Raw genomic sequence first — 25,734 nt, 5'->3', positions numbered from 1 at the left:
TCGGGACAAATATGGTCGTCCATCGGCTGGACACTATCCTTGATGAGTCCTATATCATCCCCATCCAGAATGTGGCATCTTTATGAACATTTTCAGGACCAAGTCGATCGAGCAGTCGATCGCTGACGCCGACGAACCCGGCCGTACCCTCAAGCGCAGCCTCAGCACCTGGGATCTCATGATCATGGGTGTCGCCGTTGCCGTGGGAGCCGGTATCTTCTCCGTGGGCGCCAAGGCTGCTGCGAATTTCGCCGGCCCTGCGGTGACCATCTCCTTTGCCATTGCTGCCGTCACCTGCGCCCTGGCCATCATGTGCTACGCGGAATTCGCCACCGCAATCCCCGTGGCGGGCTCGGCATACGTCTTCACCTATGCCACCATGGGCGAGGTCCTGGCCTGGATCATCGGCTGGAACCTCATTCTTGAACTCTTCACTGCCGCGGCTGTGATCGCCAAGTACTGGGGCATCTACCTCAGTACGGTCTTTGGCCTGATGGGTGTAGACCTGCCGCCGTCCATCAGCCTGGGCGGTGTGGACCTCTACTGGGGCGCGTTCCTCATCGTGGCGATCTTCACCGTGCTGCTGGTGCTGGGGACGAAGCTGTCCGCCCGCGTCGGCAACATCTTCACGCTGATCAAGATCGGCGTGGTGCTCTTCGTGATCGTGGTCGGCTTCAGCTACGTGAAGTTCTCCAACTACAGCCCGTTCGTTCCGGACTCCGTGCCCACCGAAAGCACTGGCGTGGCGGACGTCATGAAGCAGTCCTTCTTCGGTTTCCTTACCGGCGCGGCACCGGCCCAGTACGGCACCCTCGGTATCTTCGCGGGTGCGGCCCTGGTGTTCTTCGCGTTCATTGGCTTCGATGTGGTGGCCACGTCCGCCGAAGAAGTGAAGAATCCGCAAAAGACCCTGCCCCGCGGTATCTTCGGCGGCCTGGCGTTGGTGACCCTGCTGTACATTCTTGTGTCTCTTGCCCTGACCGGCATGGTGTCCTACACCCAGCTGGCGGAAGTGAAGAACCCGACGCTGACCACGGCATTCGAGGCCGTTGGAAACACCGATGCCGCCAAGGTCATTGCCTTCGGGTCCCTCATCGGCCTGACCACCGTGATCATGGTCCTCCTGATGGGCCTGGCCCGTGTTGTCCTGGCCATGAGCCGCGACGGTCTGCTCCCGCGGGCATTGTCCCGGACCAGTGACAAGCACGCCACTCCTGCCCGCCTGCAGATCATCTGCGGTGCTGCGGTGGCCCTGGTGGCCGGCCTGACCAACGTGGATCTCCTGGAGGAAATGATCAACATCGGAACGCTCTCCGCGTTCGTGATGGTCAGCCTGGGCATCCTGGTGCTGCGCAAGAAGCGCCCGGACCTGAAGCCCGCCTTCCGGGTGCCTTTCGGCAAGGTCCTCCCCGTGGTCTCAGCACTCCTGTGCCTGTACCTGATGACCAACCTCGCGGTGGAAACCTGGATCTTCTTCGCAATCTGGCTGGTCATCGGCATGGCGATCTACTTCGCCTACGGACAGCGCCACTCCCGCCTCAACGAGAAGTTCGCTGCGGCCAAGGCGTCCGTGGATTCCAAGCCTGGTGACGAAGACACCTTTACCACGGTCTGATCCACGCCGCACATAAAGCCAGGACGCCCGGGAACTGCTGTTCCCGGGCGTCTTCGCGTCCCGCCCCGGGGGACACGCTTCGGGGTCTGCCCTTTGGACAGATGCTTTCGGGCTGGTTTGATCAGCGACTAGGGCGCCGCGTGCAGGCTGATCCAGTCAACCAAAGGCCTCAGGGTCTCCCAGCGGGAAGCAACCTCGGCTTGTGCTGCCGGGGTTGAAACCCAGGAGGGTTGCCCCACCTCCATGCCGGCGGACAGGTACCGGTGCTTGAGCAGCCGGCCACGGGCGTGCTCCGGATCGAAGCCCCGGGGAACGGTCTTCAGTTGCTCACCCTCGATAAAGAACCCGGCCGCTGACAAGGAATCGACGATCTCCTGAAGTTGCCCTCCGGAGTCCGGGGCATCCACTGCACCCCGGTAGCGGGCCAGCTGGGCCGGGGTGTGGGAATGGTAGCCACCGCCGATCAGGAGGCCGTCGGCATTGACCTGCACGTAGAATCCCACGCCCTCCAGGCGCGAGGCGAAAGCGCCCTGAGCCGTCTTGTACGGTGACTTGTCCTGGGAGAACCTGATGTCCCGGTTGGGCCTGAAGATCTTGGCCGGCCCGAACTCCGGTTCGAGGTCCGCAAGGAGGGCGGACAGCGGCGCCCTGACATCGGCGTCGTACCTGCTTTTGTTCTCCAGCCACCACTCGCGGTTGTTGTTCTCTTCAAGCTCCGCGTAGAAGCGGAATGCTGCAGCGGGGATGCCTTCAAATGTGCTCATGCAAGGATCCTAGGTAGCGCCGCGCGGGCGCAGCCATAGCTGGATTCAGCTATGTGGAAAACGAAGAACACCCCGCTGCGGAATGGATCCGCAGCGGGGTGTTCCCGTAGCAAAAACGCTTAGAGCTTGTTGGCAGCTTCTGCGTCGGAGGAGCCTTCGCCGGCGCCGAGGTTGGCGCGCAGCTTGGCACCGAGTTCGGCGTCAACGTTGGTCCAGTACTGGATGGCGCGTTCCTTGATGTCGGCGCTCTTCACGCCGCCAACGGCACCGGTGATGGTCTCGAGGAAGCGTGCCTTGGCAGCCTCGTCGTAGACCTCGCGGTACAGGGTGCCGGCCTGGCCGAAGTCGTCGTCCTCGGCGTGCAGGGAGTGGGCGGAGAGGGTGAGCTCGCCGTCGTTCTCCCAGCCGCCTGCCGGGGAGGCAGGCTCAACAGCAGCCGGGCCACCAACGGTGTTCGGTGCGTAGACCGGGGTGCTCGGGGAGTTGAACAGGTAGCGTCCCTGTCCATCCTGGCTGTAGTTGTGGACCGGGCTCTTGGGCTGGTTCACGGGGATCTGGGCGTGGTTGGTGCCAACGCGGTACCGGTGTGCGTCAGCGTAGGAGAAGATGCGGGCCTGCAGCATCTTGTCCGGGGAAGCAGCAATGCCCGGCACGAAGTTCGACGGCGCGAAGGTGGCCTGCTCGATCTGCGCGAAGTAGTTCTCCGGGTTCTTGTTCAGCTCCATGGTGCCCACGTGGATCAGCGGGTAGTCAGCGTGCGGCCACACCTTGGTGAGGTCGAACGGGTTGAAGCGGTAGGTCTTGGCGTCCTCGTAAGGCATGACCTGGACGTGCAGTTCCCAGGAGGGGAAGTTGCCGGCTTTGATGTTCTCGTGGAGGTCGCGGATGTAGAAGTCCGCATCTGAACCGGCCAGCGCCTCGGCCTCTTCGCTGGTGATGGAGTTGACGCCCTGGTTGGACTTGAAGTGGTACTTGACCCAGAAGCGCTCGCCGGCGGCGTTGATCCACTGGTAGGTGTGCGAGCCGTAGCCCTGCATCTCGCGCCAGTTGGCCGGGAGGCCGCGGTCACCCATGAGCCAGGTGACCTGGTGGGCGGACTCGGGGGAGAGGGTCCAGAAGTCCCACTGCATGTCAGCGTCACGCAGGTGGGTGCCCGGGAGGCGCTTCTGCGAGTGGATGAAGTCCGGGAACTTGATGCCGTCGCGGATGAAGAACACCGGGGTGTTGTTGCCCACGAGGTCGTAGTTGCCCTCGGAGGTGTAGAACTTCACGGCGAAACCGCGGGGGTCGCGCCAGGTGTCCGGGGAGCCGTTCTCGCCTGCAACCGAGGAGAAACGGATGAGCATGTCGGTCTCGACGCCGGGCTGCAGGAATGCTGCCTTGGTGTACTTGGAAACGTCGGACGTGGTCTTGAACGTACCGAAAGCGCCGCCGCCCTTGGCGTGCACAACGCGCTCCGGGACCCGCTCGCGGTTGAACTGGGCGAGCTTTTCCACCAGGTAGTGGTCGGTCAGGATGATGGCTCCATCGGCGCCGACGGACTTGGAGTGCGCGTCAGACGTAACGGGGGCACCAGACTGAGTTGTGGAAATGGCAGTCATCGTTCTCCTATTTCTTGGTAACTGGTAGTACGGGAAGCTGTTGTTTGGCCTGGCAGTCCTGGCAGATGCCCTGGTAGAGGACGTCTGCAATCTGGATGGTCATTGGCTTGGAGTTTTCGTCCCAGTGCGGCGTAAGGCATGGTGCGTGCCCCACGGCGCAGTCAACGTCCTCCACCTTGCCGCAGCTGATGCAGACGGCGTGGTGGTGGTTGTCGCCCACCCTGGTCTCATAGAGTGCCGGGGAGTGCGGTGGTTCGAAGCGCCGCAGCATCTGCAAATCCGTGAGGTCGCTGAGCACCACATAAACAGACTGCGCCGTCAGTTCAGGTAGTTCCTCCCGGGCGGCAGCGAGAATGCCCTCTGCCGGGGAATGCGGATGATGCTGGACCGCGGCCAATACTGCCAGCCGCTGTTTGGTCACGCGCCGTCCGTGGGACCGCAGGGCAGCGGCCCATGCGTCCTGGTCGGCTGTGTGATCGATCATGCATCCATTGAAGCACTTATTTTGATAAGTTCACAATAAGGCGAGGCTAACTTCCGGCAAACGGAAGACATCAAGCATTGGGCTTGCCTCCTCGGCCGCGGAGCGGCCCACAGCATGCACCCGCAACGACCCGCCGGGATCCGGCGCTTCGACGGCCACGCAGCTGTACCCACTGCTCCGGGAAGACAGGGGAAGGGACCCCAGCGCCGCACCCAAGGCAACAAGCTCACCGGGAAGGACATCCGCGATGCCCGGCGCGCCGCTTGCAGGTTCAAATACCAAATGGTTGCGGCCCGCATCGACGGTCGCCACGAGCGGCGCGTGCTGCGCGTCAGGTACGACGCCGGCACCCGGCTCCGCGCCGCCGCCCGGTCCCGGCAGGGGAGCCTGAAGGCCGGAAGCCGCAGCGCGGACGGACTCCCGGAGCCGGTGGTCTACGAGGTCCAGGTCCTCCTCCGGCTCGGCCACCCGGCGGTAGGCCGGAAGCGCAAGCTGGCGGCCCGGCGTCGTGGTTTCTCCGTGCCAGCGCGCAAACAAATGGAACGTCGGAGTAGACGACTCGGCCACGGGTTCCCCCACCGCGTCCCCCAGCGGGTGCCACAGGTGGGCGAACATCACGGAGCAGCGCGAAGCGCCCAGGACTTCACGCAGGGCGGTGCGTGCCAGGCCATGGCAGTACAACCAGTCGGCGGCGGAAGATTCCGTGAACTCCACGGACGGGTCGGACAGCCGGAGCACAACGTGGCCGGCGGTCAGCGGATGACGCGGACGGGCAAGCTCCCAGAACGCGGAGCGGAACAGCAAGCGTCGTGACAAGACCATTGCACCTCCCTCCCCGGGGTGAGCCTACCAACCAAGCCGTGACAGCGGGAGAAGGGCGAGTCACGGGGCGTATCGCCGGCTCGCTAGGGTAGCAAGGTGGCAAAACTACTGGCTGACATCACCCCCCTGAAAGAGAGCCCGGCTTTTCGACGGCTGTGGATCGGCGGGTCGGTGGCAGCAATAGGCACCCAACTCACCCTCGTGGCTGTCAGTCTGGAGGTTTACCGCCTGACCCGGGAAAGCTTTTACGTGGGCCTCCTTGGCATCTTCGCGTTGGTTCCCTTGGTGGTGGCCGGGCTCTATGGCGGGTCCGTTTCCGACGCGTACGACCGGCGCAAAGTGGCGATCGTAGCCTCGATAGTGCTGTGGGCCACCACAGTGTGCCTTGCGCTGCAGGCGTGGCTGGAGGTGGGGAATGTGTGGCTGCTCTACGTGCTGGTGGCCATCCAGAGCGGGGCCCAGGGCATCAACGGGCCAGCGCGCAGTGCCATCATTCCGCTGCTGGTCCGCAAGGACCTCCTGCCCGCAGCGAACGCCCTGAACATGCTCACGTTCGGCCTTTCCATGACCGCCGGCCCGCTGCTGGCCGGCGTCCTCGTGGCTACCATCGGTTTTGGCTGGACCTACACGATCGACGTCGTTAGTTTCACCTTCGCCCTATGGGGACTGTTCACCCTGCCCCCGTTGCCTCCGTCCGACGATGCGGTCCGGCCGGGCCTGCGCTCCGTGGTGGAAGGCTTCAGGTTCCTGGGAACCCGGCCCAACGTCCGCATGACCTTCATCATCGACCTCATCGCCATGATCTGCGCCCAGCCCCGCGCCCTCATGCCGGCCATCGGGGCCGTCATGATCGGGGGCGGCGAAACCACTGTGGGTGTGCTGCTCGCCTCCACGGCCGTGGGCGCTTTCCTGGCGGGGCTGTTCTCCGGACCGCTGGGCCGTGTCCGGCGGCAAGGCAGTGCCGTGGTGTGGGCAGTGGTTGGCTGGGGTGCGTCCATCGGCGGCTTCGGCCTGGTGGTGCTGCTCGCCGGAGACGCCGGGCGCGGGGGAGTCACCCCATGGCTGATACCGGCCGCAGCGTGCTGCGCGCTCGCAGGCATTTCAGACTCCGTCAGCGCCGTCTTCCGCACCACGATCCTTCAGTCCGCCACGCCGGACCATCTGCGCGGCCGGCTGCAGGGCGTGTTCATCGTGGTGGTTGCCGGCGGTCCGCGGGTAGGAGACATGCTGGCCGGGGGAGTCACGCAGTTCCTCAGCGAAGGGGGAGTGCTGCTGCTGGGCGGCATCCTTTGCATCGTCCTGGCCTGGCTGGCCTCCCGGCTGCAACCCGGTTTTGTGGCGTACGATGCCAAGCACCCCACGCCCTGAGCCGAAGCCTTTCACCGCCCCGGGGGCCGGGCCCGCGGAACATGCCGCCCGCCGTCGGCGTTAATCCGGACAAAACAACCGACGAAAGCGATTGGACCACCGTGCACAGACACAACAATGGACTCAAGACCGCAGCGCTCTTTGGCGTGTTGTGGGCGGTGCTGTTGGGTTTGGGCGCCCTCATCGGCGCCGGTACGCGCAGCTCTGCCCCTATCTGGATCATGGCACTGATCGGCGTGGCAACCACGGCCTACGGGTACTGGAACAGCGACAAGATCGCCATCCGTTCCATGTCTGCCTACCCTGTCTCCGAGGCCCAGGCTCCCCAGCTGTACCAGATTGTCCGGGAGTTGTCCGTACGGGCCAACAAGCCGATGCCCCGGATCTACCTCTCGCCCACCATGACGCCCAACGCCTTCGCCACCGGCCGCAACCCCAAGAACGCCGCAGTGTGCTGCACCGAAGGGATCCTGCACCTGCTCGATGCCCGTGAACTCCGGGGGGTGCTGGGCCACGAACTGATGCACGTGTACAACCGGGACATCCTGACGTCGTCAGTGGCCGCCGCCGTGGCCGGCGTCATCACGTCCGTGGGGCAGATGTTGCTGTTCTTCGGCGGCGGGGACCGGCGGAATGCCAACCCGATCGCCATGATCGCCATGGCCCTGCTGGCGCCGTTCGCGGCCTCGCTAATCCAGATGGCCATATCCCGCACGCGGGAATACGACGCCGACGAGGACGGTGCCCAACTTACCGGGGACCCGCTGGCGCTGGCTTCGGCGCTGCGGAAGATCGAGTCCGGAGTTTCCCAGCTTCCGCTGCCGCAGGACCAGCGACTCGTCAACGCCTCGCATCTGATGATCGCCAACCCGTTCCGGGGCGGTGGAATGCGCCGGTTGTTCTCCACGCACCCTCCCATGGGAGACCGCATTGCCCGGTTGGAGCGGATGGCAGGGCGGCCGTTGTCCTAGCCGCGCGGGGTTCGTTGAGGTCGCCGGGCGGCCACTGAGTCAAGTGCGAACCCCCGGAAAGGCAAAAAGCCGGGGTGCGGCACACCCCGGCTTTTCCTGGTGCAGAACCTAGCTGCGGAAGTTCACGAACTGCAGGTCGGCTTCCTCGAAGTTCTTGAGGATGGCCATGGTGGCCTGCAGGTCGTCGCGGGACTTGGACGTGACGCGGAGTTCGTCGCCCTGGATCTGGGACTTGACGGACTTGGGGGCTTCGTCGCGGATGATCTTGTTGATCTTCTTGGCGATGTCCTGGGCGATGCCTTCCTTGATGGTGCACTCCAGGCGGAATTCCTTGCCCGAGGGGTAAGGCTCGCCCTGGTCCAGGGACTTCAAGGAGATGCCGCGCTTGATGAGCTTGGACTGGAAGACATCCAGGACAGCCATGACGCGGTCCTCGGAGTTGGCCTTCATGAGGATCTTCTCGCCGCTGAAGTCGATCTCGGCGCCGACTCCCTTGAAGTCGTACCGCTGAGCGATTTCCTTCTGTGACTGGTTGAGCGCGTTGGCGACCTCTTGCTTGTCCACCTTGCTGACGACGTCGAACGTTGATTCGCCTGCCATGACTCTCCTTGGGTTTGGGGCCCGGTAAGGGCGGTTTGTCTGGCATCAAGCCTAGTACGGAAGGGCAGCATTGGGTCCGTGGATCCCTTTCACAGTTCGCTCACAGCACACGCAGGGTTGGAACGAAGGCTGTGGACCGAGAGTTGTACCTGTTGGAAGAGCACACCGCCGGAGGTAAGCATGAGCAGCAAGGCCGTCCAGTATGTCAGCAAGTCCGCGTCCGTGGCGGCCGGAACCTTGGGCACGGCGGCGGTTGCCGCAGCCGGCGCGGTGGCAGCGGCAGCGGTGGCGGCCTCGATTGTCCTCAGCCCGGTACCCGATGCGGCTGCACGCATGGACGGTGTCCACGCAGACCTGCAGCGGGCCGTGGAGCTCAACCAGATCACCGCCGAACAGGCCGCGAAGTTCGAGGCGAAACTGGCCGGACGGATCCTCGGAGAGGCCTGATTCCCGGGCGATTCCGGGCCGTGCGCTCCCGATTAGATTCTTGGACGGAAGTTCTGTAAGGTTGTCTCTGCCTTCGGTTACCGGCTCGAAAAGAAACGGTCTTCCGGAAGTGATCTTCTTTTGAAGTTCGGCAGATTACCCGAGCGGCCAAAGGGGGCTGACTGTAAATCAGCTGGCACTGCCTACGGGGGTTCGAATCCCTCATCTGCCACCAACGGGAAATCCCCGGAACCATCTGGTTCCGGGGATTTTTTTTGTTCGTCCCGGTTGCATCCCGGGTTGCCTACCGGCCACATGGCAGCGGCCGGGCGGTCTTACGCTTCGCTGCGCCGGGCGGTGTGCTCCCGGAGTTCTGCAATCTCTTTGCGCAACGCGGCGATTTCGGCCACGAGTCCGGCCATCTCGGCACGGACAGGTGCCTCTGCCGCCGTCGTTTTCTCTTCCATGGCGGAGGCGACGTCCTCAGCGTTCTCCTCGATCCGCTGCACCAGCCAGGAGGCGATGGACGCGGTGACGATACCCAGCACGGCAATGCCGCTCATCATGAGCGCGGCGGCCACAAGCCTGCCGATGGGCGTGACGGGGTAAAGGTCGCCGTAGCCCACCGTGGTGATGGTGGTGATGGCCCACCAGGCAGCGTCGCCGAAGCTCACGATCTTGGCGTCGGGGGCATTCTGTTCCACATCGAGGACGGCCAGCGCCCCGACCAGGATCAGCATGGCTGCCGAACCGGCGACATAGGTGGCGATCCGCCCCCGCAGGGTTTCGCCCACGGTCCGGTGCAGGACCGACAGCAGTGTGACGAGGCGAAGGAGGCGCAGTGGCCGGAAGAAAGGGAGTACCACGATGAGGAGCTCGTGGAGGTTCCAGAGAAACCATCGTCCGCGCTCTTCGGCCAGCCACAGATTGATGAAATAGTCCAGGGCGAAGATGCCCCAGGTGATCCACAGGACGATTTCGAAGGGCAGGGCGGCAGGACCTTCCACGCGCCCAATGACCTGCCAGGCGTACGCAGTGAGGAAGATCAGGGCCGTGGCCATCAGGGGCCACTCCACAAGGTCCCGGTAGCGCGCTTGAGTCATACGGGAATACTAGCCACAGCCAACGCCCGAATCCGGCCGAAAGCAGCTAGGCGGCGGGAGTTTCCAGCCAGTAGCCGTCCATGTGGTGGACCAGCTGCCGGCCCAGGCCGCCCTTGAGCTGGACCCAAAGCGTGCTGCGGTCATCCGTCATGCCGTCGATGGTGCCTTCGATGCGGTTGCCGCGGGCGTCCTGGAGGACGACTTCCTGGTGCCGGTCCAGGGTGGGCCATACGTCACCGGGGATTGGGGTGGTCAGCAGTTCGCTCACAGGGTTCTCCTTGAATCTTCACGACGTTTCGGGGTTCCAGATATTGTGCACGGGATTCATGAACCGGCGGTAAACGTTTGTGCAAACGTTGGACATAAGTTGGACATAAATCAGGGGCTGCACCAGGCAATTCCTTGGTGACGCAAAATGTTACCCGCGGGTAACATGGTGGAATGCACCTCCTACTGCGAACCCTGTTGCTGCTGTTCACCTCGTCCAGGCGTCCCCCTCTGAAAGCCTGGGACACGTCATCCTTGCCGCTGCGGGTCCTGCCCACCGACATCGACATCGCCCTGCACGTCAACAACGGCATGTACTTTTCCCTGATGGACCTGGGCCGGTTCGACCTCATGGTGCGCAGCGGGATCTGGCGGAAGATGCGCAAACGTGGTTGGAGCCCGGTCGCTTCCGGTGAGACCATCGCGTTCCGGAAATCGCTCCAGCTGTGGCAGCAATACACGATCGAAACCCGGATCATCGGGCTGGACACCAAGGCCATCTACTTTGAGCAGCGCATGGTGGTGGACGGCGAAATCTACGCCCGTGCACACATCGCCACGCGCCTTGTAGCCAAGGGCAGGCCGGTGACCCAGGAGGAGATCATCGCAGAGTTCGGCGCTCCGCCTGCGGACATGGAATTGCCCGGATGGATCCACGAGTGGCGGGAAAACAACGCCCTCCCCGGGGCGCGCCGTCCGGCTCCCCACGTGTGGAGCTAAGAGCCGACGTCCCGCCGCTGCAGCCCTACCGCAGCGGCCACCACGAGAATCGCCGAGATACCCCACAGGGCGGCCGCGGCACCCGCATTGGCCCCGTTGGTGACCGGCGAATTGCCGTAGGCCCAGTGGTAGGGCGAGAAATCCAAGAGCCACTCGAGGTCGGGTGCCTGCCGCCCCACGGCATTGGAAACGTAGCCGAGCACCGCCACGCCCGCCCCGGCAGCCAGCCCATGGACCTTGCGGCCCGTCAGCGCCCCGGCGCACAGCGCCACGGTTCCGCTCAGCAGCGCCAGTCCGGCGAAGACCGAGCCGCGTTCCACCCCAAAGTCGAGCCCGTGCAGCACTTCCCGCTGCCCGAAGGTCTTCCGTAACCCCGCAACCCGGATTGCGGGGCCAGGCACAATTCCCGGCATGCCCATACGCCAGGCCCGTGCCCGCCTCCCCACAAGGTGCCCGCATCATAACGATGTGGCACCAAAGGCCGCGTCGGGAGGCAACCATATGCCGGCGTCGAACATACTTGCTTCACTGTTTCCGGTGCGGAAGCAGCGGCAGGGCTTCCGCCCGGGTTTTCATGGGGTAGCAGTATGAGGTTCGCAGCGTCAGCGACCACGCGGTCAGTCCGCAGGATCCACAGAACAGCCACGGCGCTTTTGCTGGCAGGGGTCGTGCTTGCATGCACGGCGGCGGCCGCGCCCACGGCCACCGCACAGCCTGCTGCTTCGGCGCCCGCCAGGGTGGTGACCGAGACGGCCACGCCGCCCGTGACGGGCGCCATCGGACACCTCTACACCACCAGTACGTGGGCGCGCAGCGTGCTGCTCAAACCGACTGCCGCAGAAGAGTGTTCGGCTTCGGGCTGCGTGCAGCGGTTCGTCGGAGGCGACATCGCCTGGTCCCCGCGCACCGGCGCCCGCGTGGTGGTCAACGGCCCGGTGCGCACTTCCTGGTGGGACGCAGACGGTCCGGCCGGTTTCCACGGCTATCCCGTGACTGATACCACCAGCGGCCTTCGCAACGGCGGAACAAAGCAGGTGTTCGAACGCGGCGCCATTACCCACTCGCCGGCCACGGGTGCGCAGCGGACCGGCGGTTCAATCCACCTCGCGTGGGGACGTTCGGGTTTCGAAAGCGGCTACCTCGGGTACCCGGCCAGCGGTGAGCGGACAGGACTGCGCGACGGCGGTGTGTACCAGGTCTTTGAACGGGGCTTTGTGGTGTGGTCGCCGGCGTCGGGGGCGCATCCCTCCATGGGGGCGATCCGTGAACGGTGGCGGCTGTCCGGCATGGAGAACGGCGAGCTTGGCTACCCCACCACGGATGAGTACCGTGGCCTGCGCAGCGGTGGATCAGCGCAGCACTATCAGTGGGGCACCATTGTCTGGTCTCCCGGTACGGGAGCAAAGGCACTGGCCGGGGCCATCCGCGGCTACTGGAATGCAACGGGCGGGCAGAACGGTGCCTTGGGCTATCCGGTCAGTGAGGAGTACCGCCAGGCCTCTTTCGCCTACCAGCAGTTCCAAGGCGGCACGGTCTACTGGTCTGCCGCCACGGGCGCCCACTCCACCACCCACGGCGACATCCACAACCGCTACGTGTCCCTGGGCGGAGCCGCCGGGCAGTTGGGGCTGCCGCTGACGGACAAACTCCCCAGGGCCGGCGGGTTGGTCCAGCAGTTCGTCAACGGCTGGCTCGTCTGGGGACCCTCCACGGGAACACGGATCGTCGGCCACCCTACCTACAAGGTATGGTCCATCAACCCGGGGGAGTTCGGGTGGCCGCTGAAGGACTCCTGGACTGACGCACGCGGGGCCCATGTGGCCTTCCAGAAGCTGGAAACAATCTGGAACGAGACCACGCAGGAACTCTACTCAGCCGAACCGGTGGACGCTGCCACGGTGGTGTTCCTTGGGGACTCGCAACTCGACCTGGATTCCTGGGGCGAACAGGGCGCCCGGGCAGCGGGCTATCCGCGCCAGGTGGTCCGCAGCATCGGCGGACTCGGCTACGTGTCCGGCAGTCCCGCCGTCGGAGGTGGTTCGGCCACCGATGCCATGCTGGCGGACCGGATCCTGCTGCCCCAGGGCAACCCGGGGCTGGTAGTGGTGAACCTGGGCGGCAATGACGCAAGGATCGGTGCCACGGATGCTGCCATCCTGTCCCAGGCGAACCGGCTCTGGGACGAACTGCGCCGGAAATATCCGCGGAGCACCATCCTGGTCAATGGCGTGCTGTCACGCTACGACGCCGGGCATGCGCAGCGCCGCTGGGTGGACGGGCTCGTGACCCGGGAAGCGGCCGTGAGGGGCTGGCCTAGGATTTCCATGGCGGGCACTGCCACGATCGCCGGGGCAAACGGCAACTATCTCGACGACGTCCACCTCACCCAAGCGGGCCACAACAAGGTCGCGCCGTTGTATGCCTCGGCACTGCGCTACGTCCTCGGTAAATAGCTACATCCGGCGCGCCGCCATTTATTCCCGGTGACGCGGGAAGCGAACAGCGGCGCTATCCACGGGACTTGACGGGCGGGGTCGCGTACCGTGGAAGCATGGCTACAGTTGACATCACTGGAGAACAGTTCGCATCGACCGTTGAGGACAACGACATCGTCCTGGTGGATTTCTGGGCTGCCTGGTGCGGCCCGTGCCGCCAGTTCGCGCCCACTTACGAGGCTGCCTCCGACAAGCACTCGGATGTCGTCTTTGCAAAGGTGGACACCGAGGCCGAGCAGCAGCTTGCAGCCGAAGCCGGAATCTCTTCCATTCCCACGCTGATGGCTTTCCGCGAGAAAGTCCTGGTCTTCTCGCAGCCGGGTGCGCTCAACGGCCCTCAGCTTGAGCAGGTCATCGAGGCCGTGAAGGGCCTGGACATGGACGAGGTGCACGCCCACGTTGCCAAGCAGCGTGCCGAAGCCCAGGAAAACTAGACCAACCCGCGTCCAGCGCGGAAAAAACACGAGGTCGCCGGAAACTTCCGGCGACCTCGTCCTGTTTCCGGCAGTTTCTGCCGGGACAGCTGGTCTTAGAGGCGTTCCAGCTTGACCGGTTCGGCAAGCAGGGCGCTCAACGACTCGTTCAGGTCCTGCACGGCAACTCCCTTGGAGTGCTTGTCCAGGAGTTCCTCGGATTCCCAGCGCTCAGTGAGCACCAGCTTTTCCTCGGTGGCTTCCGTCAGTTCGTAACGGATGCAGCCGGGCTCGTTGACCACCTCATCGATCGCAATTTCCAGGGCAAGCTTCACGCGGTAGAACTCGCCTTCGTTGGGGATGAACGTGGCCTTCAGGTCAATGGGTTCACTCATGGCCCCAACACTACCGGCAGGACAGGGCGGGTTTTGCTGTGGTTACGGCTCTGTTGCGCCAGGCAACGGTGTGGCAGAAGCCAGGCGGACACTACTTGGTGCTGCGGGCAATCGTGCGGATCCCCACCACCAGCCCGACGGCGGCAGTCACCACGGCGGCCACGAGTCCCCACAGCGTGTGGTTGCCGACCGTTCCGGCGAAGAGCTCACGCTCTGCATTGACGAGGTACGTCAGCGGGTTGAACAAGCTGGCCACTTTCATCCAGTCCGGTCCCACCTCGATCGGCAGCATGATGCCGGACAAAATCATCAGCGGGAACAGCAGGGTTTGCTGCACGCCCCAGAAAATCCACTCCTTGTTCCGGGACACCAGCGCCAACGCGTAGGACAAAGCGCCCAGCCCGATGCCGAAGATACCCAGGATCACCAGGCCCAGCAGGACGTGCGCCGGATGGAACACGAAGCCGAACGGGATGCAGACCACGGAGATCAGCAGGCCCTGGACCACCAGCGGAGCCCACTCCTTCAGCGCCCTGCCGACCATCAAAGAGGAACGGGACAGGGGAGTGGCAAGAATCCTTTCGTAGGAGCCCGTCATGAGCTCGTACTGCAGGTTGGAGCCGGTCATGGACGTGCCGAAGAGGGCGATCATGACCACCACGCCCGGCAGGAACCACTGCAGCGTGGACTGTCCGCCAAAGACCGGAGCACCCACCGACGCACTGAGCAGTGGACCAAACAACCCCAAAAACACCAAGGGTTGGATCAGGGAGAAGATCAGCGAGAACGGGTCCCGCAGCGGCAGGAGCATCTCCCGCCAAAATACGAACCAGGTGTCGGACACAACGCGGGAAACCCCAGGCCTGTGCAGGCCGGTCCCCACCTTCACCGCGGCTTCTGCGGCCATCAAACCTCAGCTCCTTCCCGCAAACTGCGGCCCGTGAGTTCCAGGAAAACGTCGTCGAGCGTGGGTGGTTTCAGCTCCATTGACTGGGCGGGAGCACCGGCGTCGTGCATGTCCTTCAGGAGGCCGGGCGCAAGGCGCGCTCCCTCCGCCAGCCGCAACCGGAAGCGGACCACGCCGTCGTAGGCGGCCTCTTCAAGCTGGCCTTCTGCGGCGGCCCGGCCCAGCAGGCCCCGGACCTCGGGAGCGGCCCCCGCCGCAACCTCCACCGCCAGGAGATCGCCGGCGAGGTTCGCTTTCAACCTGGCGGCGGTGTCGTCGGCGATGATCGAGCCGTGGTCGATCACGATCACGCGCTCGGACATGGAATCGGCCTCGTCCATGTAGTGCGTGGTGAGCACGATCGTGGTGCCGAGTTCAGCACGCATCCGCATGATGTGTTCCCACAGGTTGGCCCGGTTCTGCGGATCCATTCCGGTGGAGGGCTCGTCGAGGAACAGCAGTTGCGGGGAGTGCATGAGTCCCAGGGCTACGTCCATGCGGCGGCGCTGGCCGCCGGACAACTTGATGACGGTGCGCTTGGCGAGGTCGCCCAGGTCCAGGGATGCCATGAGCGTCTCGGCCCGCGCCTTGGCGTCCGCGGTGTTCATGCCGTAGAAGCGGCCCTGCATGATGAGTTCGTCAATGACGCGGTAGCTATGCCCGCCGCCGTTGCCCTGGCCGATGTAGCCGATGCGTGCCCGGACACCGGCCGGGTCCTCGCCGACATCCACCCCCGCCACCGTGGCGGTGCCGGAGGTAGGTTTCAGCAGCGTGGTGAGCATGCGCAGGGTGGTGGATTTGCCGGCACCGTTCGGCCCCAGGAAGGCCACCAACTCACCCGGTGCGACGTCGATGTCCACCCCCTTGACGGCCTCCACCGTTTCTTTTTTCGCAGTAAACGTTTTGGTGAGCTTGTTCGTGTGGATCACGGGCACTCCAGGGCGGGTAGCTGCAGGGCTGGGATTAGCTGACTCCAGGCGCCACGCTATACCCGGCAGCGGGCACGGTAAATACTTCCGCGGACACCTTCCGTCCGCATGGGGAGGGTCAGTGTGCGCGGTGGTCCTGGACCGTCATCCGCGGTCCGAAGGTGGGCTTGCGGAACCCGCTCAGGTACAGCATCCGCACCAGCCGCTGGCGTTGCCCCCGCCAGGGTTCGAGGAGTTCGATCATGCCGGGGTCGTCCGTCTTCCGGCCCGTCAGCGCATACCCAACGTACGACGCAAGGTGGTAGTCGCCCACGGAAATTGAGTCGGGGCAGCCGTGGGTCCGTTGCACCACCTCCGCCGCCGTCCACACGCCAATGCCGGGAATGGACTGCAGTTTTGCTCCGGCCTCGGCCGCGCTTACCGCGCCCAGGCGTTCAAGTGCGACGGCGGACTGCAGCGCGCGCATGACCGTGGCCGAACGCTGCGGCCCAACTCCTGCCTTGTGCCATTCCCACGACGGAACGGAAAGCCACTGCCGGGCAGTGGGCGGCACGAGCAGTCCTCGCGGAGCAGCCGGGCCGGGAGCGTCGGTTCCGTAGCGGTACATCAGGTACCGGTAACCACGCCGGGCCTCCAGGGTGGTGACCTTCTGCTCCAGGATGGTGGGCACCAGGGAGTCAACCACCCGGCCGGTGGAAGGCAGCCGCACAGCCAGGTTCCGGCGTCGTGCTTCCCGCACCAGCCGCGGGAGGGTGTGGTGGAAAGCGGGCTCGTCAAAGGCGGACCAATCGTCAGCCGCGCCCAAAAGCCGGGGCACCCCTGCCACGGCGTCCCCTGCGCCGGGACCCCAGGCCTGGGCATCCACGAAGGAAACGTTGCCGGCACCACCACCGGAGAGCCGCAAGGTGGCGGGCCCCGCGGGCGTGGTGAACGCCAGCCAAAAGCCGTTTGGGTGGGCAGCGAACGACGGATCGCCGTTGCCGCGCATCAAGGGAAAGAGGGTCTGGTCCAGCCGGAACGCTGCGCCGGGATGCCACCGCACAGAAGCATCTGCCGCGGCCGCAACAAGGGGCGGGGCTTCTGCGATGGTCATGTACTTAATGGTCCCACGCACCACCGACAATCCGAGCCAGCCAACCCTTACGGAATAAATTGCGCGGGTCTAGACTCCCAGATGTGGCGCGGGTGGGCCGCGCCCCAAACCAAAACCAGGAGCGCGGAACCATGGCTGGAATTGTGCACTTTGAAATCCCCACCGAGGACACCGACCGGGCCAACAGCTTCTACAAGAGCGTCTTCGACTGGAACCTCAGCCCGATGCAGGGCATGGACTATACGATCGCCATCACCACTGATTCCGATGAACAAACAGGCGCACCCAAACAGCCAGGAGCCATCAACGGCGCGTTGTTCCCCCGTACGGACAACCTGAAAACGCCGATCCTCACGCTGGACGTGGAGGACGTCGACGCTGCCCTGGCCCAGGTTGAATCGGCCGGTGGATCGGTAGTGCAGGGCAAGGATGCCGTACCGGGCATGGGCTGGTACGCGTACTTCAAGGACACCGAAGGCAACATCCTGGGCGTGTGGCAGACAGACTCTTCCGCGGGAAGCTGAGGTTGACTCCCGGTGACCGCCGGTCCGGGGAGCAGCAGGCAGGCGGTAACTTTGTACCTATGAAGTACGCCCAGTCCGTGTTGGACCTCATAGGCAATACGCCGCTCATCAAGCTCAACCACGTTACTGCAGGCATCAAGGCCACCGTCCTGGTCAAGCTCGAATACGTGAACCCCGGCGGCTCCATCAAGGACCGCATCGCCGTGAAAATGATCGAAGCGGCCGAGAAGGACGGGCGGCTCAAGCCGGGCGGAACCATCGTGGAGCCTACCTCCGGCAACACGGGTGTTGGCCTGGCGCTCGTGGCGCAGCAGAAGGGCTACAAGTGCGTATTCGTGGTGCCGGACAAGGTGGGCGAAGACAAGCGCGCCGTCCTGGAAGCCTACGGAGCGGAAGTCGTGGTGACCCCCACCGCCGTGGCACCGGACAGCCCGCACAGCTACTATGGCGTGTCCGACCGCCTGGTCAAGGAGATTCCGGGCGCCTTCAAACCGGACCAGTTCTCCAACCCGGCCGCACCGGGCAGCCACTTTGAGTCAACCGGGCCGGAGATCTGGCGCGACACGGACGGCAAGGTGACCCATGTGGTGATCGGTGCCGGAACCGGCGGCACCATCACCGGCACGGGCCGCTTCCTGAAGCAGGTCTCGGCGGAGCGTCCCGAGTCCGACGGCGGACGGGTCAAGGTCATTGGTGCCGACCCGGAAGGCTCGGTCTACTCCGGCGGCACCGGGCGTCCCTACTTTGTGGAGGGCGTCGGCGAGGACATGTGGCCCGCCAACTACGATCCCACGGTGGCAGACCACGTCATTGCCGTTTCGGACGCCGACTCCTTCGCCATGACGCGCCGCCTTGCCCGCGAGGAAGGCCTCCTGGTGGGTGGTTCGTCCGGCATGGCAGTGGTCGCTGCGCTGAAGGCCGCGCAGGAGCTGGATGAGTCAGCCGTCGTGGTGGTGATCCTGCCCGATTCCGGCCGGGGCTACCTGGCCAAGATCTTCAACGACCAATGGATGCGTTCCTACGGCTTCCTCTCAGGAGGGGAAGAAGTGTCCGTGGGCGAGGTCCTCAAGTCCAAGACCGGTGAGCTTCCAGACCTGGTCCACATCCACCCGAACGAGTCCGTGCGCGACGTCATCAACATCATGAACGAGTTCGGCGTCTCCCACATCCCCGTTTTGTCGCAGGAACCGCCGGTGGTGATGGGTGAGGTCCTTGGTGCAGTGGACGAGCGCAGCCTGACCAGCAAGCTGTTCCGGGGCGAAGCCAAGCTCACGGACAAGATCGCCGAGCACATGGGGGACAAGCTCCCCGTGATCGGATCGCTGGAGACCATATCCGCTGCCCGCGAGCTGTTGTCCGACGTCGATACCGTCATGGTCACGTTCGTTGGTGCCCCCGTGGGCATCCTGACGCGGCATGACCTTCTTGCCTACCTGAGCAACTGACAAAGGAGCTTCCATGTCTGCACGCAACAACGCCGGTTTCAACACCCGGGCCGTCCATGCCGGCCAGGCCTTCGAGCCACGGACCGGCGCGGTCGTTCCGCCCCTGCACTTCAGCACCACCTACGCCCAGGACGGCATCGGCGGCCTCCGCTCCGGCTACGAGTACGGCCGCGGCGGCAACCCCACCCGCGATTCGCTGCAGGAACAGCTTGCCGCGCTGGAAGGTGGCACCGCCGCGTTTTCCTTTGGCTCCGGCCTCGCCGCCGAGGACTCCCTGATCCGTGCGGTGGCCCGCCCGGGAGACCACATCGTCCTCGGCAACGATGCCTACGGCGGAACATACCGCCTGATCAACCGTGTCCTGGGTGACTGGGGCGTAGGAAACACGCCGGTGGACATGGCCGACCTTGACGCCGTGGCACGTGCTGTTGCCGCCAACAACACGCGCATCGTGTGGGTAGAGACGCCCTCCAACCCGCTGATGAAGATCACCGACATCGCGGCGCTCGCCCAGGTAGCCCACGACGCCGGTGCCCTCCTGGTGGTCGACAATACCTTTGCGTCCCCCTACCTGCAGACCCCGCTCACCCTGGGTGCCGATGTGGTGGTCCACTCGACCACCAAGTACATCGGTGGACACTCCGACGTGGTGGGGGGAGCGATCGTGGTCAAGGATGCTGAACTGGCCGAAAAGATCGGCTTTATCCAGTTCGCCGTTGGCGCTGTGTCCGGGCCCATGGACGCCTTCCTGACCACGCGTGGCCTCAAGACCCTGGGCGTACGCATGGACCGTCACAGCGAGAACGGCCAGGCGGTTGCCGAGTGGCTGCTGCAGCGCCCGGAAGTGGAAGCTGTCCTGTACCCGGGACTTCCCGACCACCCGGGCCATGACCTGGCTGCCCGGCAGATGAAGAAGTTCGGCGGCATGGTGTCTGTACAGTTCAAGGGCGGTGAGGCAGCGGCACGCACGGTTGCCGAGTCGACCTCCGTCTTTACGCTGGCAGAGTCCCTGGGCGGGATCGAATCCCTCATGAACTACCCGTCCGAGATGACCCATGCCTCCGTGAAGGGCACGGAGCTGGCGGTTCCGGAGAACCTGCTGCGGCTGTCCTGCGGCATCGAGGATGCCGAGGACCTGATTGCCGACCTCGAACAGGCCTTCGCCAAGATCAGCAACGGCTGACACCGTGTCTTCTCCTGTACAAACGGCAGCGTCCACCGCCAAGCGCGGCTGGACGCTGACCCTTGCTGCCCTGTTCACCCTCGCCGTCGCGGTCTGGTTCCTCTACACGGATTACCAGCCGGCCCTGTATGACTACGAGGTCTACCACTACGGTGGGACCAGGATCCTGGAAGGCGGCGACCTTTACGCGGTCCGCGACGGCTTGCCGTTCACGTATCCGCCGTTCGCAGCCCTGCTTTTCTCAGGCCTCGCCGCGTTGGGCTTCTTCGCGGGCAGCCTGGTCTTCATCATCGCTGCCCTGGTGGGAGCTGCCGTGGTCGCTGCCTGGCTGGCCAGGCACTACTTCGGCCATGTGGAATGGCGGGCGGCGTTTGCCGACTACCGTTTCAGGACCACTGCGTTACTGGGCACCGGTGCCATCCTGTTGCTGGGCCCATGGCGTGACACCTTCGTCTTTGGACAGATCAACATCATCCTGATGGGCGTGATCCTGGCCGACTTCGCGCTCTACGGCAAAGTGCGGGCAGGACAGATCCGCTGGCCCGCCGGACTCCTGATCGGCCTGGCTGCAGGCATCAAGCTCACGCCCCTGGCCTTCGGGCTCTATTTCCTGGTGCGCAAGGACTTCAAAGCGCTCGCATGGATGGCAGCAGGGTTCTTCGGCTCCATTGCCGCGGCCTGGGCAGCGCTGCCCCAAACGTCGCTCATGTTCTGGACCCGGATCCTTCCGGACACTGGACGGATCGGTGGGCCGGCCTACGTTGACAACCTCTCGCTGAAGGGTTTGCTGCTGCACTTCGGAATGCCCGATTCGACGATCACCAACCTCGTCTGGCTCGCAGGCTCAGTGGGACTGGCCGTCCTGACCGCCCTGATCATCAAGTGGGCGGTCAATGCCGAGGAGAACTTCGTTGCCGTGTCCGCAACGGCGATCCTCATGCTGCTGATCAGCCCGGTTTCGTGGTCGCACCACTGGGTGTGGGTGGCTGTTGCCCTGCCGAGCATGGCCTTCGCCATGCACCGCGTTCCCACCCGCAGCGGACGCATGCGTCTGGCTGGCTGGATCATTGTGGTGGCCTCCACCATTGCGTTCTACATGACCCCCAAGAACCTGGCCGTCTGGGCGGGAGCTGCCGAATGGGGCAAGGATCCGCAGACCCAGTGGCAGCTGATGGTGTCCAGCCTTGGCGTGGTGTGCGCGTTGGCCATGCTGGCTTACTGGGCGCTTGCCTATCGGCCGTCACGGGCCGTGCTGAGGCAGGGTGCGGCGGCCCGGTCCAGCGACCCCGGGGAGGGCCGGACCAGCCCCGGAGCCGCACCTGGCGCAGACGCCGCACCCCGCACTACGGCCTAGCCTGAAATACCCTCCCGGCCATCTTCTTCACGGCCGGTCAGGCGCCGCCGGAAGGATGCGTCGTCAGGGCTCGTGACCTCCACGTCGTACCAGCCCTGGATGGTCTCCCAGCCGATCTTCCTGACTTGGCCCGGCTTGAGCCGCACGGATTCGGAACGGTCCCCGTACTGCAGCGCTTCCAGGCGCACGGTGACGGTTGCCGTGCCGGTGTTGCGGACTTCCAGCTCCACGGCCTTGCCGCCGCGGAAGCCGTTAAGGCGAACGTCGACGCCGGACGCGGCACCCGCCGTCGAGCCCTTCAGCTCGTACTGGTAGCGGTTGGGGCCTGTGACCACCACGTCAAAGCCGCCGCCGGGAGCGGGCAGGTCCACGCTGTGGGTGCCGAGGACATCCACGTGGCGGGGTTCGGTGACTTCGCCCGCGTAGCCGTAGACAGTGAAGTGCGTGGAGCGCCGGCCGTCATTGGCCAACGCCAGCGTGATCCCCGCAGGCCGGACCGCGGCGGACACCCTGGGACGGTAGGGAAGCGGCCGCGCCGGCCGGCTCCCCGCCTCCTGGATCGGAGCCACCGGGACGGCTGGTGGATTGGGTCGCCAGCGGCTGATCTTGGCCGGTACCGGGCCGGGCTGGTCAAGCACGGGAGGAGTGCCGGGGGACTGGAAGTTGAACACCCCCGTCAAATCCCCGCAGACCTCACGGCGCCACGGCGAGATGTTGGGTTCCTCCACTCCGGTCCAGCGCTCCAAAAAGCGCAGCACGGACGTGTGGTCGAACACCTCGGAGCTCACGTAGCCACCGATCGTCCACGGTGAAACCACGGTCATGGGCACGCGGGGCCCCAGGCCGATGGGCTGGCCCGTGGTCCATTCGGTGTCCTCACCGGAGGCGGGCCGCGGCTGGACAGGCGGGGGAACGTGGTCGAAGTAGCCGTCGTTCTCATCGAAGTTCAGGAAGATCGCGGTGCTGTCCCACGTCTCCTGGTTGCTGGCCACGGTGTCCAGCAGCCGGTAGACGAAGTTGGCGCTGCCCACTGGTGTGGAGGCGCCGGGGTGTTCCGAGTCGGCCGCGGAGGGAACCAGCCAGCTGACGCGGGGAAGAGTGCCGTCGGCGATGTCGGCACTGAGGCGTTCCAACAAGGTGTCAGGGCGCCCGCGCCACATCGCTTTGTCGAAGAGTGCCTTCTCTGCTTCGCTCAGCGTCGCCCGGCCTTCGTGCAGTTGGGCCAGCAGGCGGTCCTGCTCTGCGGCGGTCCTGCCGGCGAGCTTGTCGTAGAACTCTTCGGTGGTCCGCAGGTTTCCTTCCACGGACGCCAGTATCTTGCGGCCGATCGCCTTGAATGTCTGGAAGTATTCCACGGCGTTGTCCGTGAAGTTGTCCCAGTCCTGGTAGATCCTCCAGGGAATGCCGGCTTGTTCAAGGCGTTCGGGGTAGGTGGTCCAGTCATAGCCGCCGTGGGTGTAACCGTAGGCCGCGTTGGTGACGGCACGTTTGGTGCTGCCCGGTTCGGTTCCGGTGGTGCCGCTCCAGAGGTAATTCCGGTTGGGGTTGGTGGAACCGTTGACCGAGCAGTGGTACGCGTCGCAGATGGTGAAGGTGTCGGCGAGTTCGTACTGCAGGGGGATGTCGGCCCGCTCGTAGAACGTCATGGTGGACGCGCTCTTGGCCGGAATCCACCGGTCGCACCATCCGTTGTTCCAGGCTGCCGTTGTTCCGGAGAACGAATGGTCGAGGTCACCCAGGTATTGAATGTCCGAGCCGGGACGGCCGGCCAGTTCGGCTGCCTTCCGCAGCGAGAAAGGCAGCACCGTGCCGCCCGTGGCCCGGGGCTGCTCGAACATGGAGGTCCCACCCGGCAGCCGGGTTACAGCTTTGTCCCCGTAGCCCCGGACGCCGCGCAGGGAGCCGAAATAGTGGTCGAAGGACCGGTTTTCCTGCATGAGGATGATCACGTGCTTGATGGACTGGAGGTCTCCCGGCGGTACCGGCTTGGCCATCGCTGCCTGGACCGAAGGAGGCAGCAGGGAGCCGGTGGCCGCCAGGGCGGTGGCCGCGGCGGCGGTGCCGAGGAAGCCGCGCCGGGAAAGCGAGCCGTCGGTTGAACGATTAACCAGATCAGGGAACTTCAAGGACATTAACTAACGCCTTTCGTGGTCAGAGTTGACCAAGCCAGCGTAGGAGAGCCTGGTGAACCACGAGTGAAACCGGGGCAAACCAAGGGGGTGTGTCGCGCCCGCGGGGGCGCTCTGGCTTTCTTCAAAGAAGTCAGGTACGTTCACATCATGCCTTTGCGTTCGGACTGGTCTGCCAGGACCTGCAGCCTTGCCCGTGGCCTTGATGTCCTTGGTGATCCCTGGGGCAGCCTGGTCCTCCGGGAAATCTTCTTCGGGAATGGCCGCTATGACACCATCAAGAAGCGGCTCGATGTGGCCGACAACGTCTTAAGCAAGCGGCTCGGCTGGCTCGTGGAGGCTGGGCTGCTGGCCAAGCGTCCCTACCAGGATGGCGGCAGGACCCGGCACGAATACGTACTGACCCGCAAGGGTGAAGACGCGCTCCCCGTGCTCAATGCCATCATCATCTGGGCCGAGAAGCACCTGGATGCACCCAACGACGTTTCCCATATGCGCGTCATCCACACCGACTGCGGACAGCCAACGTCATCCGCCGATACCTGCACGCACTGCGGGACACCCCTTACGGCAGCCAATACCAGCTGGCACAGCCTCAGGAGCGGGCACCCCATCCAACTGGCGGTCGCACCACCAGGCGGACCGGCCACCACATCACAGCAAACGGAGATGCCCGCATGACCGCGTCAAAGACAACCCGCACCTCCGACGCCGGGGCCACTCCGGACGGGAAGAAGCCCGCACGCCGCCTCCACCCCGCATGGATCGTAGCCGCCGTCGCATTCCTGGCCCTGGTGGGAGCAGCGGGATTCCGTGCCGCTCCGGGGGTGCTGATGGTCCCGCTGCGCGAGGAATTCGGATGGTCAACCACCGTCCTGTCACTGGCGGTCAGCATCAACCTGGTGCTCTTCGGACTGACGGCTCCCTTCGCGGCGGCCCTCATGGAGCGGTTCGGGATCCGGAAGGTCACGGCACTGGCGCTGTGCCTGATCGGGCTGGGCTCCGCACTCACCGTCTTCGTAAACCAGTCCTGGCAGATCCTGTTCACCTGGGGCCTGCTCATTGGACTGGGAACGGGATCCATGGCGCTGGTGTTTGCCGCTACCATCGCCAACACCTGGTTCGCCAAGAGCCGCGGCCTGGTGATCGGCATCCTCACCGCCGGAAGCGCAGCAGGGCAGCTCGTCTTCCTGCCCTTCATCGCGGCGCTCGCCGAAAACCCCGGTTGGCGGGGTGCATCACTCCTCATCGCCGCCGGCGCGCTTGCCGTTGTTCCGCTGGTGCTGCGCTGGTTGCGCAACTCACCTGCCGACGTCGGGGTCCTTCCATACGGTGCCGAAGCGCCAACGGAGGTGGCCGCCCCGGAGGAAAGCACGACGCCGGGCGGCAAGCCGGTCAACGCTGCGGTGCGGGCACTCCAGGTCCTGAAAAGGGCCAGCAGGGTACGGACGTTCTGGGGGCTCGCCGCCGGTTTCGCAATCTGCGGTGCTACCACCAACGGACTGATCGGAACGCACTTCATACCGTCGGCGCACGATCATGGCATGCCGGAAACTACTGCTGCCGGGCTGCTGGCCGTGGTGGGGATCTTCGATATCGTGGGCACCATCGCCTCCGGTTGGCTAACGGACCGGTTCAACCCGAAGGTGCTGCTGGCCATCTACTACCAATTCCGTGGCATCGGGCTGCTGGTGCTGCCCTTGCTGCTGGGCTCCACGGTGGAGCCAAGCATGATCATCTTCGTGGTGGTCTATGGCCTGGACTGGGTTGCCACCGTCCCGCCCACGGCGGCCATCTGCCGCTCCGTCTTCGGTGCAGATGGTTCCGTGGTGTTTGGTTGGGTGTTCGCGGCCCACCAGCTCGGAGCAGCCGTGGCGGCTCTCCTGGCCGGATTCATCCGCGACGCCACGGGGCACTACAACTACGCCTGGCTTGGTGCGGCAGCCATGTGCACCGTGGCCGCCGTCATCAGTGCCACCATCCGCAAGGACGCCGCACGCAAGGAGCCGGTGGCTGTTCCCTGACCGTGTTGTGGGGCCCGTTCTGCGCGCTATTCCGGCCTGGAAACGCGCAGAGCAGGCCCCACA

26 protein-coding genes and 1 tRNA gene are annotated in these 25,734 nt (G+C 64.9%); 14 read left to right on the top strand and 13 right to left on the bottom strand.

Translation table 11 applies throughout. From position 1 onward, the window contains the following. The first annotated feature begins 82 nt into the window (after positions 1-82). Entirely contained in the window at positions 83-1,615 is a 1,533-nt protein-coding gene (locus tag ACPFL9_RS15590) for an amino acid permease (protein ID WP_426003752.1), read from the top strand. Positions 1,616-1,743: 128 nt separating this feature from the next. Here the strand turns inward: ACPFL9_RS15590 and ACPFL9_RS15585 are convergent, their stop codons facing one another. From ACPFL9_RS15585 to ACPFL9_RS15570, 4 genes are all read right to left on the bottom strand, one after another. Beyond that, the gene (locus tag ACPFL9_RS15585) at positions 1,744-2,379 is read right to left on the bottom strand and encodes a DUF2461 domain-containing protein (protein WP_426003751.1); all 636 of its coding nucleotides are present in this window, start codon (positions 2,377-2,379) and stop codon (positions 1,744-1,746) included. Between the two features lie 119 nt (positions 2,380-2,498). Further along, positions 2,499-3,980 carry a catalase gene (locus tag ACPFL9_RS15580; protein ID WP_426003750.1) on the bottom strand — a complete coding sequence of 494 codons (1,482 nt, stop codon included), beginning with the start codon at positions 3,978-3,980 and terminating at the stop codon, positions 2,499-2,501. 7 nt (positions 3,981-3,987) lie between these two features. Beyond that, entirely contained in the window at positions 3,988-4,464 is a 477-nt protein-coding gene (locus tag ACPFL9_RS15575) for a Fur family transcriptional regulator (protein WP_426003749.1), read from the bottom strand. A gap of 30 nt (positions 4,465-4,494) precedes the next feature. Then, entirely contained in the window at positions 4,495-5,286 is a 792-nt protein-coding gene (locus tag ACPFL9_RS15570) for a hypothetical protein (protein ID WP_426003748.1), read from the bottom strand. A gap of 96 nt (positions 5,287-5,382) precedes the next feature. Between ACPFL9_RS15570 and ACPFL9_RS15565 the strand changes: the two genes are divergently transcribed. Both ACPFL9_RS15565 and htpX read left to right on the top strand, forming a co-directional pair. After that, positions 5,383-6,654: an MFS transporter gene (locus ACPFL9_RS15565; RefSeq protein WP_426003747.1), complete on the top strand. Its 1,272-nt coding sequence runs from the start codon at positions 5,383-5,385 to the stop codon at positions 6,652-6,654. A 101-nt stretch (positions 6,655-6,755) separates the two neighbouring features. Further along, on the top strand, positions 6,756-7,625 hold the full coding sequence (htpX, locus tag ACPFL9_RS15560; protein WP_426003746.1) for a zinc metalloprotease HtpX: 870 nt from the start codon (positions 6,756-6,758) through the stop codon (positions 7,623-7,625). 108 nt (positions 7,626-7,733) lie between these two features. Here htpX and ACPFL9_RS15555 read toward each other — a convergent pair whose 3' ends face one another. After that, positions 7,734-8,225 (bottom strand): YajQ family cyclic di-GMP-binding protein, encoded by a 492-nt coding sequence (locus ACPFL9_RS15555; protein ID WP_426003745.1) that lies wholly within the window; start codon positions 8,223-8,225, stop codon positions 7,734-7,736. Positions 8,226-8,405: 180 nt separating this feature from the next. On the opposite strand from ACPFL9_RS15555, the gene ACPFL9_RS15550 reads away from it, so the two are divergent. Both ACPFL9_RS15550 and ACPFL9_RS15545 read left to right on the top strand, forming a co-directional pair. Then, a complete protein-coding gene (locus tag ACPFL9_RS15550; RefSeq protein WP_426003744.1) occupies positions 8,406-8,672 on the top strand; it encodes a hypothetical protein in 267 nt (88 codons plus the stop codon). A gap of 129 nt (positions 8,673-8,801) precedes the next feature. Beyond that, a tRNA-Tyr gene (locus ACPFL9_RS15545) sits at positions 8,802-8,886 on the top strand. A gap of 100 nt (positions 8,887-8,986) precedes the next feature. Here ACPFL9_RS15545 and ACPFL9_RS15540 read toward each other — a convergent pair. After that, positions 8,987-9,754, bottom strand: a complete 768-nt coding sequence (locus ACPFL9_RS15540) for a potassium channel family protein (RefSeq protein ID WP_426003743.1) — start codon at positions 9,752-9,754, stop codon at positions 8,987-8,989. 46 nt (positions 9,755-9,800) lie between these two features. After that, on the bottom strand, positions 9,801-10,022 hold the full coding sequence (locus ACPFL9_RS15535; protein WP_426003742.1) for a hypothetical protein: 222 nt from the start codon (positions 10,020-10,022) through the stop codon (positions 9,801-9,803). Positions 10,023-10,195: 173 nt separating this feature from the next. Between ACPFL9_RS15535 and ACPFL9_RS15530 the strand changes: the two genes are divergently transcribed. After that, positions 10,196-10,741: an acyl-CoA thioesterase gene (locus ACPFL9_RS15530; protein WP_426003741.1), complete on the top strand. Its 546-nt coding sequence runs from the start codon at positions 10,196-10,198 to the stop codon at positions 10,739-10,741. On the opposite strand, the gene ACPFL9_RS15525 is transcribed toward ACPFL9_RS15530, so the two are convergent. Further along, positions 10,738-11,154, bottom strand: a complete 417-nt coding sequence (locus ACPFL9_RS15525; protein ID WP_426003740.1) for a hypothetical protein — start codon at positions 11,152-11,154, stop codon at positions 10,738-10,740. The two genes, ACPFL9_RS15530 and ACPFL9_RS15525, sit on opposite strands and share 4 nt — an antisense overlap. A 174-nt stretch (positions 11,155-11,328) precedes the next feature. Here ACPFL9_RS15525 and ACPFL9_RS15520 point away from each other — a divergent pair, with 174 nt between their 5' ends. After that, positions 11,329-13,194 (top strand): GDSL-type esterase/lipase family protein, encoded by a 1,866-nt coding sequence (locus ACPFL9_RS15520; protein ID WP_426003739.1) that lies wholly within the window; start codon positions 11,329-11,331, stop codon positions 13,192-13,194. Between the two features lie 98 nt (positions 13,195-13,292). Then, a complete protein-coding gene (gene trxA, locus ACPFL9_RS15515) occupies positions 13,293-13,670 on the top strand; it encodes a thioredoxin (RefSeq protein WP_426003738.1) in 378 nt (125 codons plus the stop codon). Positions 13,671-13,765: 95 nt separating this feature from the next. Here the strand turns inward: trxA and ACPFL9_RS15510 are convergent, their stop codons facing one another. The 4 genes from ACPFL9_RS15510 to ACPFL9_RS15495 form a co-directional block, all read right to left on the bottom strand. Continuing rightward, a complete protein-coding gene (locus ACPFL9_RS15510) occupies positions 13,766-14,044 on the bottom strand; it encodes a putative quinol monooxygenase (protein WP_426003737.1) in 279 nt (92 codons plus the stop codon). Positions 14,045-14,135: 91 nt separating this feature from the next. Beyond that, complete coding sequence (locus ACPFL9_RS15505) at positions 14,136-14,951, bottom strand: ABC transporter permease (protein WP_426003736.1); 816 nt, start codon at positions 14,949-14,951, stop codon at positions 14,136-14,138. Beyond that, complete coding sequence (locus ACPFL9_RS15500; protein WP_426003735.1) at positions 14,951-15,919, bottom strand: ATP-binding cassette domain-containing protein; 969 nt, start codon at positions 15,917-15,919, stop codon at positions 14,951-14,953. Before ACPFL9_RS15500 ends, ACPFL9_RS15505 begins: the two co-directional genes overlap by 1 nt. A 118-nt stretch (positions 15,920-16,037) precedes the next feature. Continuing rightward, positions 16,038-17,012 (bottom strand): DNA-3-methyladenine glycosylase family protein, encoded by a 975-nt coding sequence (locus tag ACPFL9_RS15495; RefSeq protein ID WP_426003734.1) that lies wholly within the window; start codon positions 17,010-17,012, stop codon positions 16,038-16,040. Between the two features lie 131 nt (positions 17,013-17,143). Between ACPFL9_RS15495 and ACPFL9_RS15490 the strand changes: the two genes are divergently transcribed. Genes ACPFL9_RS15490 through ACPFL9_RS15475 form a run of 4 tightly spaced genes read left to right on the top strand, consistent with a single transcriptional unit; the run spans position 17,144 to position 21,518 of the window. Next, positions 17,144-17,536, top strand: a complete 393-nt coding sequence (locus ACPFL9_RS15490) for a VOC family protein (protein WP_426003733.1) — start codon at positions 17,144-17,146, stop codon at positions 17,534-17,536. A 59-nt stretch (positions 17,537-17,595) separates the two neighbouring features. Next, positions 17,596-18,981 (top strand): cystathionine beta-synthase, encoded by a 1,386-nt coding sequence (locus ACPFL9_RS15485; RefSeq protein ID WP_426003732.1) that lies wholly within the window; start codon positions 17,596-17,598, stop codon positions 18,979-18,981. A gap of 13 nt (positions 18,982-18,994) precedes the next feature. After that, positions 18,995-20,164 (top strand): cystathionine gamma-synthase, encoded by a 1,170-nt coding sequence (locus tag ACPFL9_RS15480; protein WP_426003731.1) that lies wholly within the window; start codon positions 18,995-18,997, stop codon positions 20,162-20,164. Between the two features lie 4 nt (positions 20,165-20,168). Further along, on the top strand, positions 20,169-21,518 hold the full coding sequence (locus ACPFL9_RS15475; RefSeq protein WP_426003730.1) for a glycosyltransferase 87 family protein: 1,350 nt from the start codon (positions 20,169-20,171) through the stop codon (positions 21,516-21,518). Here ACPFL9_RS15475 and ACPFL9_RS15470 read toward each other — a convergent pair. Continuing rightward, positions 21,515-23,650 carry a phosphocholine-specific phospholipase C gene (locus ACPFL9_RS15470; RefSeq protein WP_426003729.1) on the bottom strand — a complete coding sequence of 712 codons (2,136 nt, stop codon included), beginning with the start codon at positions 23,648-23,650 and terminating at the stop codon, positions 21,515-21,517. The genes ACPFL9_RS15475 and ACPFL9_RS15470 overlap by 4 nt on opposite strands. A gap of 147 nt (positions 23,651-23,797) precedes the next feature. Between ACPFL9_RS15470 and ACPFL9_RS15465 the strand changes: the two genes are divergently transcribed. Then, entirely contained in the window at positions 23,798-24,328 is a 531-nt protein-coding gene (locus tag ACPFL9_RS15465; protein WP_426003728.1) for a winged helix-turn-helix transcriptional regulator, read from the top strand. After that, entirely contained in the window at positions 24,325-25,671 is a 1,347-nt protein-coding gene (locus ACPFL9_RS15460) for an MFS transporter (protein WP_426003727.1), read from the top strand. The genes ACPFL9_RS15465 and ACPFL9_RS15460 overlap by 4 nt, the downstream gene beginning before the upstream one ends. The last annotated feature ends 63 nt before the right edge of the window (positions 25,672-25,734 follow it).

This window comes from Paenarthrobacter sp. NyZ202 (genome assembly GCF_049860755.1).
In the GTDB taxonomy this organism is placed as follows: Bacteria; Actinomycetota; Actinomycetes; order Actinomycetales; family Micrococcaceae; genus Arthrobacter.
The sequence above is the reverse complement of the archived record's forward strand: the minus strand, read 5'-3'. Positions and strand labels throughout refer to the sequence as shown.

Coding starts and splice junctions, on each gene's coding strand:
- ACPFL9_RS15510 (WP_426003737.1), bottom strand. CDS start 14,044: ATGAGTGAACCCATTGACCTGAAGGCCACGTTCATCCCCAACGAAGGC.
- ACPFL9_RS15470 (WP_426003729.1), bottom strand. CDS start 23,650: ATGTCCTTGAAGTTCCCTGATCTGGTTAATCGTTCAACCGACGGCTCG.
- ACPFL9_RS15555 (WP_426003745.1), bottom strand. CDS start 8,225: ATGGCAGGCGAATCAACGTTCGACGTCGTCAGCAAGGTGGACAAGCAA.
- ACPFL9_RS15530 (WP_426003741.1), top strand. CDS start 10,196: ATGCACCTCCTACTGCGAACCCTGTTGCTGCTGTTCACCTCGTCCAGG.
- ACPFL9_RS15490 (WP_426003733.1), top strand. CDS start 17,144: ATGGCTGGAATTGTGCACTTTGAAATCCCCACCGAGGACACCGACCGG.
- ACPFL9_RS15550 (WP_426003744.1), top strand. CDS start 8,406: ATGAGCAGCAAGGCCGTCCAGTATGTCAGCAAGTCCGCGTCCGTGGCG.
- ACPFL9_RS15505 (WP_426003736.1), bottom strand. CDS start 14,951: ATGGCCGCAGAAGCCGCGGTGAAGGTGGGGACCGGCCTGCACAGGCCT.
- ACPFL9_RS15460 (WP_426003727.1), top strand. CDS start 24,325: ATGACCGCGTCAAAGACAACCCGCACCTCCGACGCCGGGGCCACTCCG.
- ACPFL9_RS15495 (WP_426003734.1), bottom strand. CDS start 17,012: ATGACCATCGCAGAAGCCCCGCCCCTTGTTGCGGCCGCGGCAGATGCT.
- ACPFL9_RS15485 (WP_426003732.1), top strand. CDS start 17,596: ATGAAGTACGCCCAGTCCGTGTTGGACCTCATAGGCAATACGCCGCTC.
- trxA (WP_426003738.1), top strand. CDS start 13,293: ATGGCTACAGTTGACATCACTGGAGAACAGTTCGCATCGACCGTTGAG.
- ACPFL9_RS15585 (WP_426003751.1), bottom strand. CDS start 2,379: ATGAGCACATTTGAAGGCATCCCCGCTGCAGCATTCCGCTTCTACGCG.
- ACPFL9_RS15575 (WP_426003749.1), bottom strand. CDS start 4,464: ATGATCGATCACACAGCCGACCAGGACGCATGGGCCGCTGCCCTGCGG.
- ACPFL9_RS15580 (WP_426003750.1), bottom strand. CDS start 3,980: ATGACTGCCATTTCCACAACTCAGTCTGGTGCCCCCGTTACGTCTGAC.
- ACPFL9_RS15570 (WP_426003748.1), bottom strand. CDS start 5,286: ATGGTCTTGTCACGACGCTTGCTGTTCCGCTCCGCGTTCTGGGAGCTT.
- ACPFL9_RS15525 (WP_426003740.1), bottom strand. CDS start 11,154: ATGCCGGGAATTGTGCCTGGCCCCGCAATCCGGGTTGCGGGGTTACGG.
- ACPFL9_RS15465 (WP_426003728.1), top strand. CDS start 23,798: ATGCCTTTGCGTTCGGACTGGTCTGCCAGGACCTGCAGCCTTGCCCGT.
- ACPFL9_RS15520 (WP_426003739.1), top strand. CDS start 11,329: ATGAGGTTCGCAGCGTCAGCGACCACGCGGTCAGTCCGCAGGATCCAC.
- ACPFL9_RS15540 (WP_426003743.1), bottom strand. CDS start 9,754: ATGACTCAAGCGCGCTACCGGGACCTTGTGGAGTGGCCCCTGATGGCC.
- ACPFL9_RS15480 (WP_426003731.1), top strand. CDS start 18,995: ATGTCTGCACGCAACAACGCCGGTTTCAACACCCGGGCCGTCCATGCC.
- ACPFL9_RS15590 (WP_426003752.1), top strand. CDS start 83: ATGAACATTTTCAGGACCAAGTCGATCGAGCAGTCGATCGCTGACGCC.